Source organism: Pseudomonas sp. BN411 (assembly GCF_029871235.1).
Taxonomy (GTDB): Bacteria; Pseudomonadota; Gammaproteobacteria; order Pseudomonadales; family Pseudomonadaceae; genus Metapseudomonas.
Genome location: NZ_SSOM01000027.1, coordinates 1 through 15,959 on the forward strand (window position 1 = coordinate 1; position 15,959 = coordinate 15,959).

Sequence of the window (15,959 nt, forward strand, 5' to 3'; positions counted from 1 at the left end):
AGCAGGGTCAGTGCCAGAGCGGCACAAAGCAGATGAATCGAACGCATGAAAGCACTTGCCAGGGTGAAGATGGCGCAATGCTCCACCTTGGCCAGCATCGTGGCAAGTCCGCCATGATCGCCTTCAGCGCTCACCTTCCAGCTCACGCAGTTCTGCCGCAATATCTCGCTGCGGATAGCGCGCCTGCAGTTCGTCCAGCAGCTTGTGCGCTTCCTCGCGCTTACCCGCCTTCTCCAGTTCCAGCACGCGGCGCAGGTCAGCGTCGAGTTCGGCAGGCGCCGCCTTGGCCTTGGCCATCTCCGTCTTGGGTGCCGTCTCCTCCAGGTGCATGGACTCCGCCTGGCGTGCCTCTTCACTGACGCTATCGGCCATGGCCGACGCCTTCTTCTCAGCCTGGGCCGGGGGGCTGGCGAGCGTGGCCGGTGCGGCTCTGGACATGGGCGCGGCGGCCGGGGCCGGCGCGGAGTACTGCGCGGGGCTGGCAGGCGGCGCGTCGAAGCGCTGCTGGGCCTCGTCCTGGGTGCGCAAGGTCAGGCTCAGGCCGATGCCCAGGGTGGCGAAGCCAGCCACGGCGACCGCCCAACGCTGCCGGCCGCCAGCGCCAAACAGCCAGGCGTGCAGACGCTCACTGAGCGACGGGCGACGTTCAGGCCGGTTCTGGGCGGCCTGGGCAGTCGCCGCGGCGAGGATGCGCTGGTCCAGCGACGCCGACGGTTCATCGTGGCTGTGGCGGCGATAGTGTTCGAGCAGTTCCCGTTCCATGGCGTCCGGCTTGTGCGGGTCTTGGTTCATGCGGATACCTCCTCGGCCGCAGCCGGGTCGGCCAACAGCCGACGCAACTTCTGCAACGCATAGCGCAGGCGGCTCTTCACCGTCTCTGCGGGGGTGCGGGTAAGTTCGGCGATCTCGGTCAATTCCAGGTCACCGTGGGCGCGCAGCAGGAATACCTCGCGCTGCTCACCCGGCAGTTCGTCCAGGGCCGCGCGCAGGCGCTGCTGGTCCTGGCTGAGGGAAAGTTCCCGCTCGGGGTCCGGGCTCTCCCCCGGCAGCGCCTCGCCGTGCAGCGTCTCATCGAAGGCTTCTTCACGGCCCTGGAGGCGGCCGTGCTTGCGCCAATGGTCGATCAGGCGATTGCGGGCGATCTGGTAGAGCCAGGTCTTGAAGCTGGCCTGCCCGAGTGGCGATGACTCGCTGCGGATCAGGTTCAGCCAGGTCTCCTGGAAGATTTCCTCGGCCAGCGCGCCGTCGCCGCACAGGCCGCAGAGAAAACGGTAGAGACCGAGGCGATGGCGCGCGTAAAGCACGCCAAAGGCCTCGGCATCGCCATTCCGGTAACGCCGCAGCAAGGCGGCGTCGTCATCCGTGAGAGTCGCGTTCACGTCATTCCTTCCGCGCGTGGGATGGGGCAGGAGTTTGCAAGCTTTGCGCGAGTTCCACCAGTTGCACGAACTCGCCGCGCAGGCCGAAGCGATCGTCGCCACGGGCTCCACGGGCGAGCCCGGCGCTGTCGGCCAGACCGAAGTCTCCGGTGTACTGACCACCCTTGAGTTGCTGGGCGAAGGCCGCAACCGCAGCGGCGAAACGCAGGTCCTCGCTGGCCTGGTCCAGCGGGAGGACCTTGCCAACTGCGATGGGGCGCTCCAGCAAGCGGCTCTGCTCCGAGCCCGGTGCCTTGTAGCGCACCCGCAACCAGGCCAGTTCGCCAGCCTTGCCCTCGGCTTTCGCTGCGCTCTGGTAGCGCAGCGGCTCCAGCCAGCCCTTGGCACCGGCGGGCACGACCTCGTAGAGCGCGGTGATTGTATGCCCGGCTCCGATCTCGCCGGCATCCACCTTGTCATTGCTGAAGTCTTCCCGCTTCAGAGCACGATTTTCATAGCCCAGCAGGCGGTACTCACTCACTTCGGCGGGGTTGAACTCCAGCTGCAGTTTCACGTCCCGCGCCACCACCGACAGGGTGGAGCCGAGCTGGTCCACCAGCACCTTGCGCGCTTCGCGCAGGTTGTCGATGTACGCGTAGTTGCCGTCGCCAGCGTCGGCCAGTTGCTCCATCAACCGCTCGTTGTAGTTGTCCACGCCGAAACCCAGGGTGGTCAGGGAAACCCCGCCCTTGCGCTTCTGCGCGGCCAGTTGCTTGAGGCTATCGAAATCGCTGATGCCGACATTGAAGTCGCCGTCGGTGGCCAGGAGGATGCGGTTGATGCCTTCCGGGATCAGGCCCTTCTGCGCTTCGGCATAGGCCAGTTGGATGCCCGATTCGCCCGCCGTGGAGCCGCCAGCGCTCAGCTGTTCGATGGCCGCGCGGATCTTCGCCTTCTCGTTGCCGGGCGTGGAGCCCAGTACCACCCTCGCCTCCCCGGCATAGGTGACCAGGGAGACTCGATCCTGCGGGCGCAACTGGTCCACCAGCAACTTGAGGGTGCCCTGCACCATGGGCAGGCCTTCGCGGCGGTCCATGGAGCCCGAGACGTCCACCAGGAATACCAGGTTAGCCGGCGGGAGCTGTTCGACGCTGCTGTCGGAGGCCTTTATCGCCACGCGCAACAGGCGGGTTTGCGGATTCCAGGGGGTCTGCGCCTGCTCGATACCGATGCCGAAGGGCACGTCGCCTTCCGGCAGCGGATAGTGGTACGGGAAGTAGTTGACCATCTCCTCCAGCCGCACGGCATCGGCCGGCGGCAGCTGCCCGCCGTTCAGGAAGCGCCGCACATTGGCGTAGCTGCCGGTGTCGACATCGATGCTGAAGGTAGAGACCGGATCGCTGGCAACCGCGTGAACCGGGTTATCGGGAACATGCTGGTACTGCTCGCGGGGAACATCGCGATAGCCCGGCTGCAACGCATCCGCCATGGGTGCAGGCGCGATCATGGGCATCTGCCTGACCTCGGCGGCGTAGTCGGCGCGCTTGGCCATGGCTGCCGGCGCGCTGGCCTTGCTCTCCTCGCGCAGTTCAGGCTCGACCTGGATCGATGCGGGCGGCGGCGCCTCGGCCTTGCCGCTGGCGGGTGCAGACGCATCCTGCGCACTGCAGGCGGCCAGGGCCAGCAGCAGGCCGGCGGTGAAGCCGGCTGCCAGGGGTTGGTGCTGAAGGAAACTGTGGCTGGACATGGGACGCCTCCTGGGAACGAATGAGCCATTCGCACCAGTAGACGGAGGCGCCTTGCCAAACGGGTTAAGGCTGCGTGGATTTCTGAAAGGCTGCCTTGTAGCCCTTGGCGAATGAATTCGCCCCTACAGACCGGCCTCCTGGCAGAGCTGCTTGGCCAGCATGCCGAGGGTCATGATGGCCCGCTCGGCCTCACGATTCCACGGGATGCCGCAGTTCAGCCGCACGCAGTGGTTGAACTGCTCGGTGTTACTGAAGATCAGCCCCGGCGCGATGCTGATGCCCTGCTGCAGGGCGCGCACGTGCAGGTCTTTGGTGTTCACCTTGGCGGGCAGGCTGATCCAGAGGATGAAGCCGCCGTTGGGACGGGTGATCTGGGTGCCTTCGGGGAAGTACTGCTGCACGCCCAGCTGGAATGCGGTGAGGTTCTTCCGGTACTCCTGGCGGATGTAGCGCAGGTGCCGGTCGTAGCCGCCATTCTCCAGGTAGGCGGCCACCCCCATCTGGGTAACGCTGCACGCCGAGTGGGTGCTGAAGGTCTGCAGGCGCTGGATTTCCGCCTGGTACTTGCCGGCGATCATCCAGCCGATGCGCACCCCAGGCGACAGGGTCTTGGAGAAGCTGGAACAGTAGATCACCCGGTCATCGAGGTCGTAGGCCTTGATCGCCTTGGACGGCCCCTGGTCGAACATCAGCTCGCCGTAGATATCGTCTTCGATGATCTGGATGTCGAAGTCCGAGGACAGGCGCAGCAGCTGCTTCTGGCGCTCTTCGGGAATGGTGCCACCCAAGGGATTGCTCAGTCGCGCGGTCAACACCAGCGCCTTGATCGGCCACTGGTTGGCGGCCAGTTGCAGGGCCTCCAGGCTGATGCCGGTGGTGGGGTCGCTGGGAATCTCGATCACCTTCAGGCCGAGCAGGTCGGCCAGTTGCAGCAGGCCGTAATAGGTCGGCGACTCGGTAGCAATCAGGTCGCCGGGACGCGTCAGCACCCGCAGGCTCATCTGCAGTGCGTCCACGCAGCCGTGGGTGATCACCACTTCGCTCGGGTCCACCACCACGCCGGCATCGCGCATGCGGATGGCCACCTGGCGACGCAGCGGTTCGAAGCCAGGGCTGAACATGTAGCTGAAGGCACGCGGGCTATGGAAACGGGTGACCTTGGCCAGTTGCTGGTGCAGGGTGCGCACCGGCAGGTAATCGACATGGGGAACCGCCGCCCCCAGGGGGAACACACCTTCGCGGCGGGATTCGGCCAGTACCTGCTGGATGATGCTGGCGCGGGTGACGAGGCCCGGGCGTTCGACACGAGCGATATCCGGGGTAGATGCGGTCAGGGCCGGCGTCTGGTGCACGTAGAAACCGGACTGCGGGCGAGCGCGGATCAGACCCTGGTCTTCCAGGCTGGCGTAGGCCTGCAGCACCGTGGCGTGGCTGACATTGAGCTGGGAGCTGAGCTTGCGCACCGAGGGTACGCGTTCGCCGGGCTGGTAGACGCCACGGCGAATGTCATCGGCCAGTTGCTGGGCGATGCGCTGGTAAAGCAACAGATTGGTCATGTAGGCGGCACCTGTATCACTGGACCGAAACACTATCCGAACACTCTGTAACTGCACCGGTACAGATCGGGAAATTGTGGCCGTTACAGTGAATTTGTCCAGGCACTAAAAAGCCCCGGTGCCGAACGGCAACCGGGGCCCTTGTTTACGGGCATCAGCGTGTCGGGCCGAGCTCGCCCTTTTCGTTGGAGAAGACGATCTCCACGCGGCGGTTCTGCGCCCTGCCCCGGTTGGAAGCGTTTTCCGCCACCGGGAAGGCTTCCCCATAACCCTGGACTTGGATGCGCTTGGCATCGATGCCGAGGTCAACCAGGGCGTCGGCCACCGCTTGCGCACGGTCGGTGGAAAGCCTGAGGTTGTCCGGCTTGGTGCCGCTGCTGTCGGTGTAGCCCTCGATGCGCACAACGCGTCGCGGGTTGAGCTGGAGGAACTGCACTAGCTTGAGCACGGTGCGGTTGGCCGAAGCCTTGAGGTCGGCGTGACCGGTATCGAACAGCACGTCACCCAGGGTCATCACCAGGCCGCGATCGGTTTCGGTAGCGGCCAGGGCAATCATCTGCTCTTCCAGCCATTTTCCCTGCTGCTGAACGCTGAGCATCTTGGCTTCACGCAGTGCCAGTTGCAGGCGCTCACGTTCCAGTTGCAGCTTGGCGGCGCGGGCCTGGTTCTGGCTCTGCTCGCTGTTCTGGCTGGCGATTTCGCTGTAGCGCTGGCTCAGGTAGGCGTAATGGACGACGTCGACATCGTTGCCCCAGTAGCTGGACAGTCGCTCGGCGCGGGCCAGGGATTCGCCGGCCCGGATCACGTCCTTGGGTGCGGCGCTGAGGACGCTCTGGTCCTCCTTGACCTTCTGGAACATCTGCCGGGCCTGCTCCAGGCTCTGTTCGGTCTGCTGCTGGTTGGCGCAACCGCCAAGCAGGCCGAGGCCGATCAACAGGCCGGCGGTCAAAGCATGAGTCCGCTTCACTGCACATCTCCCAACTGCTTGCGCAGGCGATTGATCCGCGACGTCAGCTCGGCCAACTGGTCCTGGCTCTTCTTGGTCAACACCTTGGCCTCGGCCAGGCGCGCGTCCAGTTCGGCTTCCTCGGCGAGGATGCGGGCGCGCTTGTAGTCCTGCTCACCCATGTTCTTCTCGGCCAGGGCGAGCTTCTCCTGGGCAAGCTTCATTTCCTCGATCTGATCGGTGGCGCCAACGGCCGTGGCCTGCTCCACCGCCTTGTGGGTCAGGCGCATCTGTTCGATGGGCGCCGGGTCGTTGGCGCAGCCGGCCAGGGCCAGCACAGCCAGACCGGCTGCAAACAGGGGTGTCTTGCTCACTAGAGGGTTCCTAATCATTCGGGCGTGGCGACCGGTTGCATCTGCAGTGCCTTCCAGCGTTCCAGGTTGCGCTGCAGCAGGGTTTCCGGCACTCCGGCGGCGACCAATTCTGTCATCTTTTTGGCCAACTGTCCGCGCAGCCAGGGATCGTTGCAGGCCGAGTTGTGGGACAGGGTCAGGTACAGACCTTCACTGGAAATCGGCGGTTCCAGGGCGACCAGATCGTCGGCCATGCCCAGGGTGTCGGCCAGCACCAGGCCGGGGTAGCGCTCGTAGAGCACATACTCGGTGCGCTCAAGCAGAAGCTTCTGGTAGGCCTGGGTCAGGCTGGGGACCTCCTCGAGCTTGAGGTTTTCCCTGGCAAACTGGTCGAAGGCTTGGCCGAAGCTGTTCTTCACCAGGGTGCCACCGGTATGGCTGCGCAGGTCGTCCCAGCCGCTGTAGGGGAATGCCTTGTCGCGCTTCACCCAGACGACGCTCTGGGTTTCGAGAAACGCCGGATGGACGTAGTCCATGGTTTCCAGGCGCGGAAGCGTGAGGAAGGCTCCGGCGATCAGATCGACCCGGCCGGTGCGGACTTCATCCTGGGCGCGGGACCAGGGACCGGTGTAGAGGATTTCCACCTTCAGCCCGAGCTCCTTGGCGATCTGCTTGAGCAGGTCAGCATTGGCGCCTATCAGTTGCTTGGGGTTCTCTGGGTCACGCCAGAGGTAGGGCGGGTACTCGGGATTGCCGGTGGCCACCAGGCGCTCGCATTTCCCAGCCGCCTGCCCGAGTCCGGGAAGCAGGCACAGCACGAGGAGAAGGAACGAGCGGTGGAATCTTGGCATCTGAGGTTTCCCGGACTGGACATTCGATTGGCCGCAGCGTGGGCGGCATCGCCTGGAACGAGCTTCATGCTAGCGTACAGGCGGCTTCTAGAACTATTCGTGATAAGGACAGGCCATGAAGAAATTCATCATCGCAGTCGTCATGCTGCTGGCGGCTGCGGCGGCAACCCTCTACTTCTCCCCCGCTACGCTGACCGCCAGCGTGCGCCTGGTGGAACGCCAGCTCGCCGGTTTGTCGGAGCGGCAGGTCGCGCTGGGCGATCTTAGCATCCATTACTACGAGGGCGGCCCGGCCAAGGGCGAAACCATCGTGATGATTCATGGATTCGGCGCGAACAAGGACAACTGGCTGCGATTCGCCCGCCATTTCACCCAGCGCTATCACGTCATCGCCCTGGACCTGCCCGGCTTCGGGGACAGCGACCGGCCTGCTGGCAGCTACGACGTCGGCACCCAGGCCGAGCGCCTGGAGTCTTTCATCAAGACGCTGGAGCTGGGCAAGGTCCACCTGGTAGGCAACTCCATGGGCGGCCATATTGCCGGCCTCTTCGCGGCCCGCTACCCGCAGCAGGTGCGCAGCCTGGCGATGTTCGACAACGGCGGCATCACGGCGCCGAACAAGAGCGAGCTGTTCAACTTGATCGAAAGCGGCCAGCCCAATCCGCTGGTGGTGCGCAGCGCTGGGGACTTCCAGCGCATGCTGGATTTCGTCTTCGTCGAGCCGCCGCCCCTGCCTGAGTCGGTGAAGTCCTACCTGGCCGAGCAGTCCATGACCAATGAAGCGCACTACGATGAAGTCTTCCGCCAGCTTCGCGAGCGCTACGTTCCGCTGGAGCCCGAACTGCCGCGAATCGAGGCCCCTACCCTGCTGCTCTGGGGCGATCGCGACCGGGTGCTGGATGTGTCCAGCATCGAGGTGATGAAGCCGCTACTGAAGAAACCCAGTGTGGTGATCATGCGGGACTGCGGCCACGCGCCCATGATCGAGCGCCCCGAGGAAACCGCCCGCCACTACCAGGCCTTCCTCGACGCTAGCCGCGGCTGACAGACAGTAAAAATGCTGTGTCTGCATTAAGGGTTGCAAGTAGCTGTATTGCCCGTAGGAGCTGGCTTGCCAGCGAATGGTCCCTTTTCGCTAGCAAGCTAGCTCCCACATGGCTCTTGCAGCTAATTCAGACATAGCCATAAAAAAACCCGCTCCGAGGAGCGGGTTTTCTGTACGGCAAGCCGGGAAGCGCTATTACAGCAGCTTTTCCAGTTCCGGTACGGCTTCGAACAGGTCAGCCACCAGGCCGTAGTCAGCCACCTGGAAGATCGGGGCTTCTTCGTCCTTGTTGATGGCGACGATGACTTTGGAGTCCTTCATACCGGCCAGGTGCTGGATGGCACCGGAGATGCCCACGGCGATGTACAGCTGCGGGGCAACGATCTTGCCGGTCTGGCCGACCTGCATGTCGTTCGGCACGAAGCCGGCGTCGACAGCGGCACGGGAAGCACCAACAGCAGCGCCCAGCTTGTCGGCCAGGGCGTACAGGTGCTTGAAGTTGTCACCGTTCTGCATGCCACGGCCGCCGGAGACGACGATCTTGGCAGCAGTCAGTTCCGGACGGTCGGACTTGGCCAGCTCTTCGCCAACGAAGGCGGACTTGCCAGCGTCGGACACGGTGCCCACAGCTTCAACAGCAGCGGAACCGCCTTCAGCGGCAGCGGCGTCGAAACCGGTGGTACGCACGGTGATCACCTTCACGGCAGCCGAGGACTGCACGGTGGCGATGGCGTTGCCGGCGTAGATCGGACGCTTGAAGGTGTCGGCGCTTTCAACGGCGATGATCTCGGAGATCTGGTCAACGTCCAGCAGCGCGGCTACGCGCGGCAGGAAGTTCTTGCCGTTGGTGGTAGCGGGGGCCAGCACGTGGCTGTAGCCCTTGCCCAGCTCGGCGATCAGCGGAGCGACGTTTTCCGGCAGTTGGTGCGCATAGGCAGCGTTGTCGGCTACCAGCACCTTGGACACGCCAGCGATCTTGGCAGCGGCTTCGGCGGCAGCGCCTGCACCCTGACCGGCAACCAGAACGTGGATGTCGCCACCGATCTTCTGAGCGGCGGTAACGGTGTTGAGGGTGGCGGCCGCCAGCGCGGCATTGGAGTGTTCAGCGATTACAAGGACGGCCATCTCAGATCACCTTCGCTTCGTTCTTCAGTTTCTCGACCAGCTCGGCCACGGACTTGACCTTGATACCAGCCTGGCGGGCGGCCGGCGCTTCGACTTTCAGGGTCTTGACGGTGGAAGCGGTGGAAACACCCAGGGCGTCCGGGGTAACCACGTCCAGCGGCTTTTTCTTGGCCTTCATGATGTTCGGCAGCGACGCGTAGCGCGGCTCGTTCAGGCGCAGGTCGGTGGTGACGATCGCCGGCAGGTTCAGTGCAACGGTCTGCAGACCGCCGTCGATTTCGCGGGTGACGTTGACCTTGTCGCCAGCAACTTCAACCTTGGAGGCGAAGGTGCCCTGGGCATAGCCAGTCAGGGCGCCCAGCATCTGGCCGGTCTGGTTGTTGTCGCTATCGATGGCTTGCTTGCCGAGGATGACCAGTTGCGGCTGCTCCTTGTCGACCACAGCCTTCAGCGCCTTGGCCACGGCCAGGGAGTTCAGCTCGTCGGCGGACTCGACCAGGATGGCGCGGTCAGCGCCCAGGGCCAGGGCAGTACGCAGCTGCTCTTGAGCGGTGTTCGGGCCGATGGTGACGACGACGATTTCACTCGCTACGCCTTTTTCTTTCAGACGGACGGCTTCTTCCACGGCAATTTCGCAGAAGGGGTTCATCGACATCTTCACGTTGGCAAGGTCGACGCCGGAGTTGTCCGCCTTGACGCGGACCTTGACGTTGTAGTCGACCACTCGTTTGACAGCTACAAGAACCTTCATGGATTCCTCGTTACTCTCCGGTTAATAAGAATGTCGCCAAGACGAGCCTGGCCAGTGATGCAGGTCGGCCGGAACCGACTCTCAGCCCAGACAGCGAGCGCAAAACCGCCCGTATCTTGACCGGATCGCCTATTCCGGTCAATACAGCAAAATGCCCCGCCATAAGCCGCAGAGCCTTATCCTATCAGGGCTTCACAAAATTCAAACAAACGTTTGTATTGGACCAGCCACAGGCTCTGGATATAATGCGCCAGCTCAGGTCAGGGATCGAGCCTAGCCCTCCAACACAAAATATCGAAGAGCCTTGAGGAGATTGACTGTGGAACGCGAATACATGGAATTCGACGTCGTCATCGTCGGCGCTGGCCCTGCTGGCCTGTCCGCCGCGTGCCGACTGAAGCAGAAGGCCGCGGAAGCTGGTCAAGAGATCAGCGTATGCGTGGTCGAGAAGGGTTCCGAAGTGGGCGCCCACATTCTCTCTGGCGCCGTATTCGAACCGCGAGCCCTGAACGAACTCTTCCCTGACTGGAAAGAACTGGGCGCCCCGCTGAACACCCCGGTAACCCGCGACGACATCTATATGCTCAAGGATGCCGACTCCGCAATCAAGGTTCCCGATCTGTTCGTGCCCAAGACCATGCACAACGAGGGCAACTATATCATCTCCCTGGGCAATCTCTGCCGCTGGCTGGCCCAGCAGGCCGAAGGCCTGGGCGTTGAGATCTACCCGGGCTTCGCCGCCCAGGAAGCGCTGATCGACGAGAATGGCGTGGTACGCGGCATCATCACCGGCGACCTCGGTGTGGACCGTGAAGGCAACCCGAAAGAGGGTTACTACACCCCCGGCATGGAACTGCGCGCCAAGTACACCCTGTTCGCCGAAGGCTGCCGTGGCCACATCGGCAAGCAGCTGATCAAGAAGTACAACCTGGACTCCGAAGCCGACGCCCAGCACTACGGCATCGGCATCAAGGAAATCTGGGACATCGACCCGGCCAAGCATCAACCCGGCCTGGTAGTCCACACCGCCGGCTGGCCGATGGACATCGTGGGCACCGAGAATACCGGTGGCTCCTTCCTCTATCACCTGGAAAACAACCAGGTGGTCGTAGGCCTGATCATCGACCTGTCCTACGCCAACGCCTACCTGTCGCCCTTCGACGAGTTCCAGCGCTACAAGCACCACCCGGTGATCAAGCAGTACCTGGAAGGCGGCAAGCGCGTTGCCTACGGCGCCCGCGCCATCTGCAAAGGCGGCCTGAACTCGCTGCCGAAAATGGTCTTCCCGGGCGGCGCGCTGATCGGCTGTGACCTGGGCACCCTGAACTTCGCCAAGATCAAGGGCAGCCACACCGCCATGAAGTCCGGCATGCTGGCCGCCGAATCCGTGGCCGCCGCCCTGGCCGCTGGCAAGGAAGGTGGTGACGAGCTGACCAACTATGTCGACGCCTTCAAGTCCAGCTGGCTGTACGACGAACTGTTCCGCAGCCGTAACTTTGGCGCGGCGATTCACAAGTACGGTGCCCTGGTTGGCGGTGCGTTCAACTACGTCGACCAGAACTGGTTCGGCGGCAAGCTCCCGTTCACCCTGCACGACAACAAGCCGGACTATGCCTGCCTGAAGCCGGCAGCCCAGTCCCAGCGCATCGACTATCCGAAGCCGGACGGCAAGATCAGCTTCGACAAGCTGAGCTCGGTATTCCTCTCCAACACCAACCATGAAGAGGAACAACCCTGCCACCTGAAGCTGGCCGACGCGAGCATCCCGATCGCGAAGAACCTGCCGCTGTACGATGAACCGGCGCAGCGCTACTGCCCGGCTGGCGTGTACGAAGTGGTGACTCAGGAAGATGGCGCCAAGCGCTTCCAGATCAACGCCCAGAACTGCGTCCACTGCAAGACCTGCGACATCAAGGACCCAGCCCAGAACATCACCTGGGTAGCCCCGGAAGGCACCGGCGGCCCGAACTACCCCAACATGTAATGCAGGCACGAAAAAGGCTCCCTCGGGAGCCTTTTTCATGTCCGCCTTCCGGCTATTCCGGCAGCGGTCCGATAGGGAAGAACTCCCCACCGCTCCACACACCAAGCCACGTGATGCCATCGATCTCACGCGGCTCTGCCAACTCCACCAGCTGATAGAAGACATTGCGATGGATCAGCGCCTCCAGGTTGGTACGCACCAGCACATAGGGTGAGGGCTCCTGGGTCTCCGGGTCCAGCTCGACCCGTAGCGGATGCACCGCACCCGCCACTACCTCGTCCTCCACATTGGTAATGAAGCGCAGCTGCTGCTCCTCCCCTGCCCCCTCGACCTGCAGTTGAACGGCCACGAAGGGTGCGTCTTCCACCTGGATACCCACCTTCTCGACGGGCGTGACCAGGAAATAGTCCGCGCCATCCTTGCGGATCACACTGGAAAACAGCTTGACCATGGGCTTGCGGCCGATCGGCGTGCCCAAATAGAACCAGGTGCCGTCCCGGGCGATGCGCATATCGATGTCGCCACAGAACGGCGGGTTCCACAGATGAACGGGCGCGCCGCCGGGCTTGTCGCCCTTGGGTATCTGCGCCAGCAGGTCGCCGGCCTTGCCGGGATCGCTCATTTCAATCTCCTCAACGACTCAATCCGATCAGGCTGCGAGCATACTCCTCCAGCGGCGGCCCGATCAGGTCCTCAGGTTTGGAGTCGTAGAACGTCAGAAAACCGCCACGATTGCGGATTCGCGCGGAGTCCACCAGATAACGGGTATTGGTTTCGATCAGCATCAGCTGGATTACGCCACGGTCGCGACCGAGACGGTCCAGCGCTTCCTGATCTTCCCACTCCTCGACCGTGCCAATGCGGTCGTCGGCGCTGGCGAAGCGTGCGTACAGCAGGTAGTGCGCACCAACCGCACGAGCCTGGCCCATGGCCTCTTCCAGGCCGGCCGGCCCCGTTGCACGGCGCACCATGGGGAAGTACTCGACGAAGCCGTTGAACGCCTCCTCGGCCACCACATTGGGGCGCGGGTAAGCGGAACCCGGCGGTACGAAGTAGCCCTGGGCAATGAAGATGAAGGAGTCAGGCTGCAGGCGCCACGGGCTGGCGCGGCGGGTCTCACTGTGGTCCAGGAATCCAGCATCGCTCAGCTGCTCGCGAGTGCCCTCGGCCATGTCGCTGACCTTCATGCAGCCGGCCAGGCCGAGAAGCGCCAACAACAGAATCAAACTACGCATCGTGTGTCCTCCAGGCGCCGGCGACGAAAAACCGGCGGATAGAGAACCAATGCAGCTTCCGCGCCATCAACCGCCGATGATCTTCATCACAGTGACGCCGCCTGAAAACGCGATGTCCTGTTTGTCGGCCAAGGCCTTTACCAGCAGTCGCTGCAACGCCGGTAGTGCTTCGTGCCGGGGCTTCTCCAGTAGGTCGCCGACGTAATGGCGATTGCTCGAAGAAAGGCAGCCATGCAGCCACCCAGTGGAAGACAGGCGAAGGCGCGAACAGGTCCGACAGAACGGCACGCTCTCGTTGGCGATCACCCCGAAGTAGCCCTCACCCGGAACGCGATAACGAATGGCCGTGGCGTCCAGCGGCGCATCGGCCTGGACGAACTCATGGCTGGCGCGGATCAGCGCCAGCAACTCTTCCAGTCCCACGAACTGCTGGTGGAACGTGTTGGGATCGCGAGCCAGATGCCCCATGCGCATCAGCTCGATAAAGCGCAGCTCGAAGCCACGCTCCAGGCAGTAGTCCAGCAACGGCAGCACCTGGTCGAGGTTCTTGCCGCGCAGCGGGACCATGTTGATCTTGATCTTGAGGCCGGCCGCCCTCGCCTCGTCGAGCCCCTTGAGCACCGTGGCGAGGTCACCGCCTCGGGCGATGCTGCGGAACTCGTCGGCGTTCAGGGTATCGAGGGAAATATTCAGGCGGCGGATGCCGCAGTCCAACAGCAGCGGCAATTTGCGGGACAGCAGCTGACCGTTGCTGGTGATGCTGATGTCATCGAGGCCGAGCTTGCTGACTTCGCGGAGGAAAGGATCGAGTTTGGGACTCACCAGCGGTTCGCCGCCGGTGATCCGAAGGCGTTCTATGCCGGCGGCTTCGATGAGGTAGGCCACGCCACGAACCATGGCCTCGGCGGAGAGTTCATCCTGTGCCGCCACCAGTCGTTTGCCGTCTGGCACGCAGTAAGTACAGGCGTAGTTGCAGGCGGCAGTCAGACTGATTCGCAGGTTGCGGAAGCGCCTGCCTTGGCGGTCGACGATCATGGGACGCTCCGGCATGTGGTACACCGGAGTATATCCCCGCGGCCTCTACAGCACATATCCGAGACCGCGTTATAGGCGCACTGAATACGTCAGCCGGCGGGCGACTCGGCCTCGCGCTTGCGCTTGTTGCCCATGCGCACGCCGATGTCCATGAGGAACTGGAAGAAGCCTTCCTGATCCTCCAGCACGTTGCTCCAGAACGGCGAGTGGTAGAGCGCGACAGCGCCATGCACCAGGGCCCAGGCAGCGCAGTAATGGAAGTACGGCGGCACGTCTTCCAGCTTGCCTTCGGCGATACGGCCCTTGATAAGCTGGGTGAGTCGCTCGAAGTTGGACGCGCGGATCTTGTGCAGCTGCTCGACCATCTCCGGAACCTGGCTGTTCTTCACCACCTTCTCTTCCAGGCGGTCGAACAGGCGATAGCGCTGCGGGTCACGCATGCGGAACTCGAAGTAAGCGCGCGATAGCGCCTCCTTGTCACGGTCCACATCAGCGGAATGGAACAGCGCGTTCAGGTCACGCTCGTAGTCGAGCATCAGGCGCAGATAGATCTCCGCCTTGGACTTGAAATGCTTGTAGATGGTGCCTTTGCCGATACCCACTGCGTCGGCGATCATCTCGACGGTAACGCTGTCTTCGCCCTCTTCGAGGAAGAGCTTCAGGGCGGTGTCGAGAATTTCCTGCTCGCGGCGGCGGAACTCACGGACTTTACGGGGTTCTTTCTGCATAAAGGGACTGTGGGGTCAAAAATCAAGCCGCGTATTATGCCTATCTGGCGTAAAAATGCACGGATCATCCGACTATGAGCTTATTGCAAGATGAGTTTGCCCACGCCGATGGGCTCCGCTATCTCAACCATGCCGCCGTCGCGCCCTGGCCGAAACGCGCGACCCGCGCGGTCCAGAGCTTCGCCGAAGAGAACTGTCGCCTTGGCGCAAGGGACTATCCAGACTGGTTGATAGTAGAGCGTCGTCTGCGCGAACGTCTGGCCAGACTGCTGAACACTCCGACCACGGCCGATCTTGCACTGGTCAAGAATACATCGGAAGCCCTGTCTTTCGTTGCCTTTGGTCTGGATTGGAGTGCAGGCGATCAGGTCGTCATCAGCGACCAGGAGTTCCCCTCCAACCGGGTCGTCTGGGAAGCACTGAAACGCTTCGGCGTGGATACCCTCCAGGTGCCACTGAATGGCCCCGATCCGGAAGGAGCCCTGATCGCCGCCATTGGCCCCCGCACCCGCCTGATGTCCATCAGCGCTGTGCAATATGCCAGCGGCCTGCGCCTGGACCTCCACCGCCTCGGCCAGGAGTGCCGCAAGCGTGGGGTGCTCTTCTGCGTCGACGCCATCCAGCAACTGGGCGCCCTGCCCTTTGACGTCCAGGCCATCGATTGCGACTTCGCCATGGCCGATGGGCACAAGTGGATGCTGGGTCCGGAAGGCCTCGGAGTCTTCTATTGCCGCGCCGACCTGCGCCATCAACTGAAGCTCCACGAGTACGGCTGGCACATGCTGGAACATCCCGGTGACTACGAACGCTCCGACTGGGAGCCCTCACGCACCGCACGCCGTTTCGAATGCGGCAGCCCCAATATGCTGGGCGCCATGGCGCTGGAGGCGAGCCTGTCCCTGCTGGAAGAGGTCGGTATGGAACAAGTGGCGAAAGACCTGGCCGAGCGCGTGCAATGGCTGCAGGACGGTCTCGTCCGGATTCCTGGCGTGCAATTGCTGAGCCCGCTGAATCCGCTGCGCCGTGCCGGCATTCTCAGCTTCCGCCTGGACGGATGGGACAACCAGGCGCTGTTCGAACGCCTGCGCGCCGAGCAGGTGGTCTGCGCCCAGCGCGGTGGCGGAATCCGCTTCTCGCCGCACTTCTACACCGAATTCCGCGTGCTGGACGAGACGCTTGGGCTGGTACGCCAGATGGCAGACACATGAGGACTCAGCCGAGGCCGCTGTATTCCAAATAGGTTT

Annotated in this window: 16 protein-coding genes; 3 read left to right on the plus strand and 13 right to left on the minus strand. The window is 63.2% G+C overall.

Features of this window, described 5'->3' with window-relative positions:
• Positions 1-123 precede the first annotated feature (123 nt).
• From E8F06_RS02430 to E8F06_RS02460, 7 genes are all read right to left on the minus strand, one after another.
• Complete coding sequence (locus E8F06_RS02430) at positions 124-792, minus strand: hypothetical protein (protein WP_280363832.1); 669 nt, start codon at positions 790-792, stop codon at positions 124-126.
• Positions 789-1,379 (minus strand): RNA polymerase sigma factor, encoded by a 591-nt coding sequence (locus tag E8F06_RS02435; RefSeq protein WP_280363833.1) that lies wholly within the window; start codon positions 1,377-1,379, stop codon positions 789-791. Before E8F06_RS02435 ends, E8F06_RS02430 begins: the two co-directional genes overlap by 4 nt.
• 1 nt (position 1,380) lies before the next feature.
• Positions 1,381-3,105, minus strand: coding sequence for a VWA domain-containing protein (locus E8F06_RS02440; RefSeq protein WP_280363836.1), 1,725 nt, complete (start codon positions 3,103-3,105; stop codon positions 1,381-1,383).
• 123 nt (positions 3,106-3,228) lie between these two features.
• Positions 3,229-4,662, minus strand: a complete 1,434-nt coding sequence (locus E8F06_RS02445) for a PLP-dependent aminotransferase family protein (RefSeq protein WP_226282285.1) — start codon at positions 4,660-4,662, stop codon at positions 3,229-3,231.
• Positions 4,663-4,816: 154 nt separating this feature from the next.
• Positions 4,817-5,629 carry an OmpA family protein gene (locus E8F06_RS02450; protein ID WP_280363840.1) on the minus strand — a complete coding sequence of 271 codons (813 nt, stop codon included), beginning with the start codon at positions 5,627-5,629 and terminating at the stop codon, positions 4,817-4,819.
• Positions 5,626-5,982, minus strand: coding sequence for a DUF4398 domain-containing protein (locus tag E8F06_RS02455; RefSeq protein WP_190829810.1), 357 nt, complete (start codon positions 5,980-5,982; stop codon positions 5,626-5,628). The genes E8F06_RS02450 and E8F06_RS02455 overlap by 4 nt, the downstream gene beginning before the upstream one ends.
• A gap of 14 nt (positions 5,983-5,996) precedes the next feature.
• Entirely contained in the window at positions 5,997-6,812 is an 816-nt protein-coding gene (locus E8F06_RS02460; RefSeq protein ID WP_280363844.1) for a transporter substrate-binding domain-containing protein, read from the minus strand.
• A gap of 115 nt (positions 6,813-6,927) precedes the next feature.
• Here E8F06_RS02460 and E8F06_RS02465 point away from each other — a divergent pair, with 115 nt between their 5' ends.
• Positions 6,928-7,857 (plus strand): alpha/beta hydrolase, encoded by a 930-nt coding sequence (locus E8F06_RS02465; RefSeq protein WP_280363846.1) that lies wholly within the window; start codon positions 6,928-6,930, stop codon positions 7,855-7,857.
• A 195-nt stretch (positions 7,858-8,052) separates the two neighbouring features.
• On the opposite strand, the gene E8F06_RS02470 is transcribed toward E8F06_RS02465, so the two are convergent.
• Positions 8,053-8,982, minus strand: a complete 930-nt coding sequence (locus tag E8F06_RS02470; RefSeq protein ID WP_190829816.1) for an FAD-binding protein — start codon at positions 8,980-8,982, stop codon at positions 8,053-8,055.
• 1 nt (position 8,983) lies between these two features.
• Positions 8,984-9,733: an electron transfer flavoprotein subunit beta/FixA family protein gene (locus E8F06_RS02475; RefSeq protein ID WP_280363850.1), complete on the minus strand. Its 750-nt coding sequence runs from the start codon at positions 9,731-9,733 to the stop codon at positions 8,984-8,986.
• Positions 9,734-10,052: 319 nt separating this feature from the next.
• On the opposite strand from E8F06_RS02475, the gene E8F06_RS02480 reads away from it, so the two are divergent.
• Positions 10,053-11,717, plus strand: coding sequence for an electron transfer flavoprotein-ubiquinone oxidoreductase (locus E8F06_RS02480; protein WP_280363853.1), 1,665 nt, complete (start codon positions 10,053-10,055; stop codon positions 11,715-11,717).
• Positions 11,718-11,769: 52 nt separating this feature from the next.
• On the opposite strand, the gene E8F06_RS02485 is transcribed toward E8F06_RS02480, so the two are convergent.
• The 4 genes from E8F06_RS02485 to E8F06_RS02500 form a co-directional block, all read right to left on the minus strand.
• Positions 11,770-12,339: a DUF1285 domain-containing protein gene (locus E8F06_RS02485; RefSeq protein ID WP_280363856.1), complete on the minus strand. Its 570-nt coding sequence runs from the start codon at positions 12,337-12,339 to the stop codon at positions 11,770-11,772.
• 10 nt (positions 12,340-12,349) lie between these two features.
• Positions 12,350-12,952: a DUF4823 domain-containing protein gene (locus E8F06_RS02490; protein WP_280363859.1), complete on the minus strand. Its 603-nt coding sequence runs from the start codon at positions 12,950-12,952 to the stop codon at positions 12,350-12,352.
• Between the two features lie 66 nt (positions 12,953-13,018).
• Positions 13,019-13,987 (minus strand): radical SAM protein, encoded by a 969-nt coding sequence (locus E8F06_RS02495; RefSeq protein ID WP_280363861.1) that lies wholly within the window; start codon positions 13,985-13,987, stop codon positions 13,019-13,021.
• A gap of 89 nt (positions 13,988-14,076) precedes the next feature.
• Positions 14,077-14,715 carry a TetR/AcrR family transcriptional regulator gene (locus E8F06_RS02500; protein WP_151135132.1) on the minus strand — a complete coding sequence of 213 codons (639 nt, stop codon included), beginning with the start codon at positions 14,713-14,715 and terminating at the stop codon, positions 14,077-14,079.
• 74 nt (positions 14,716-14,789) lie between these two features.
• On the opposite strand from E8F06_RS02500, the gene E8F06_RS02505 reads away from it, so the two are divergent.
• On the plus strand, positions 14,790-15,923 hold the full coding sequence (locus tag E8F06_RS02505; protein ID WP_280363864.1) for an aminotransferase class V-fold PLP-dependent enzyme: 1,134 nt from the start codon (positions 14,790-14,792) through the stop codon (positions 15,921-15,923).
• Positions 15,924-15,959 lie beyond the last annotated feature (36 nt).

Bases quoted from the DNA above. Each gene is read 5' to 3' on its own strand.
- E8F06_RS02430 (WP_280363832.1), bottom strand. From the start codon at position 792: ATGAACCAAGACCCGCACAAGCCGGACGCCATGGAACGGGAACTGCTC.
- E8F06_RS02440 (WP_280363836.1), bottom strand. From the start codon at position 3,105: ATGTCCAGCCACAGTTTCCTTCAGCACCAACCCCTGGCAGCCGGCTTC.
- E8F06_RS02445 (WP_226282285.1), bottom strand. From the start codon at position 4,662: ATGACCAATCTGTTGCTTTACCAGCGCATCGCCCAGCAACTGGCCGAT.
- E8F06_RS02460 (WP_280363844.1), bottom strand. From the start codon at position 6,812: ATGCCAAGATTCCACCGCTCGTTCCTTCTCCTCGTGCTGTGCCTGCTT.
- E8F06_RS02465 (WP_280363846.1), top strand. From the start codon at position 6,928: ATGAAGAAATTCATCATCGCAGTCGTCATGCTGCTGGCGGCTGCGGCG.
- E8F06_RS02470 (WP_190829816.1), bottom strand. From the start codon at position 8,982: ATGGCCGTCCTTGTAATCGCTGAACACTCCAATGCCGCGCTGGCGGCC.
- E8F06_RS02475 (WP_280363850.1), bottom strand. From the start codon at position 9,733: ATGAAGGTTCTTGTAGCTGTCAAACGAGTGGTCGACTACAACGTCAAG.
- E8F06_RS02485 (WP_280363856.1), bottom strand. From the start codon at position 12,339: ATGAGCGATCCCGGCAAGGCCGGCGACCTGCTGGCGCAGATACCCAAG.
- E8F06_RS02490 (WP_280363859.1), bottom strand. From the start codon at position 12,952: ATGCGTAGTTTGATTCTGTTGTTGGCGCTTCTCGGCCTGGCCGGCTGC.
- E8F06_RS02495 (WP_280363861.1), bottom strand. From the start codon at position 13,987: ATGATCGTCGACCGCCAAGGCAGGCGCTTCCGCAACCTGCGAATCAGT.
- E8F06_RS02500 (WP_151135132.1), bottom strand. From the start codon at position 14,715: ATGCAGAAAGAACCCCGTAAAGTCCGTGAGTTCCGCCGCCGCGAGCAG.
- E8F06_RS02505 (WP_280363864.1), top strand. From the start codon at position 14,790: ATGAGCTTATTGCAAGATGAGTTTGCCCACGCCGATGGGCTCCGCTAT.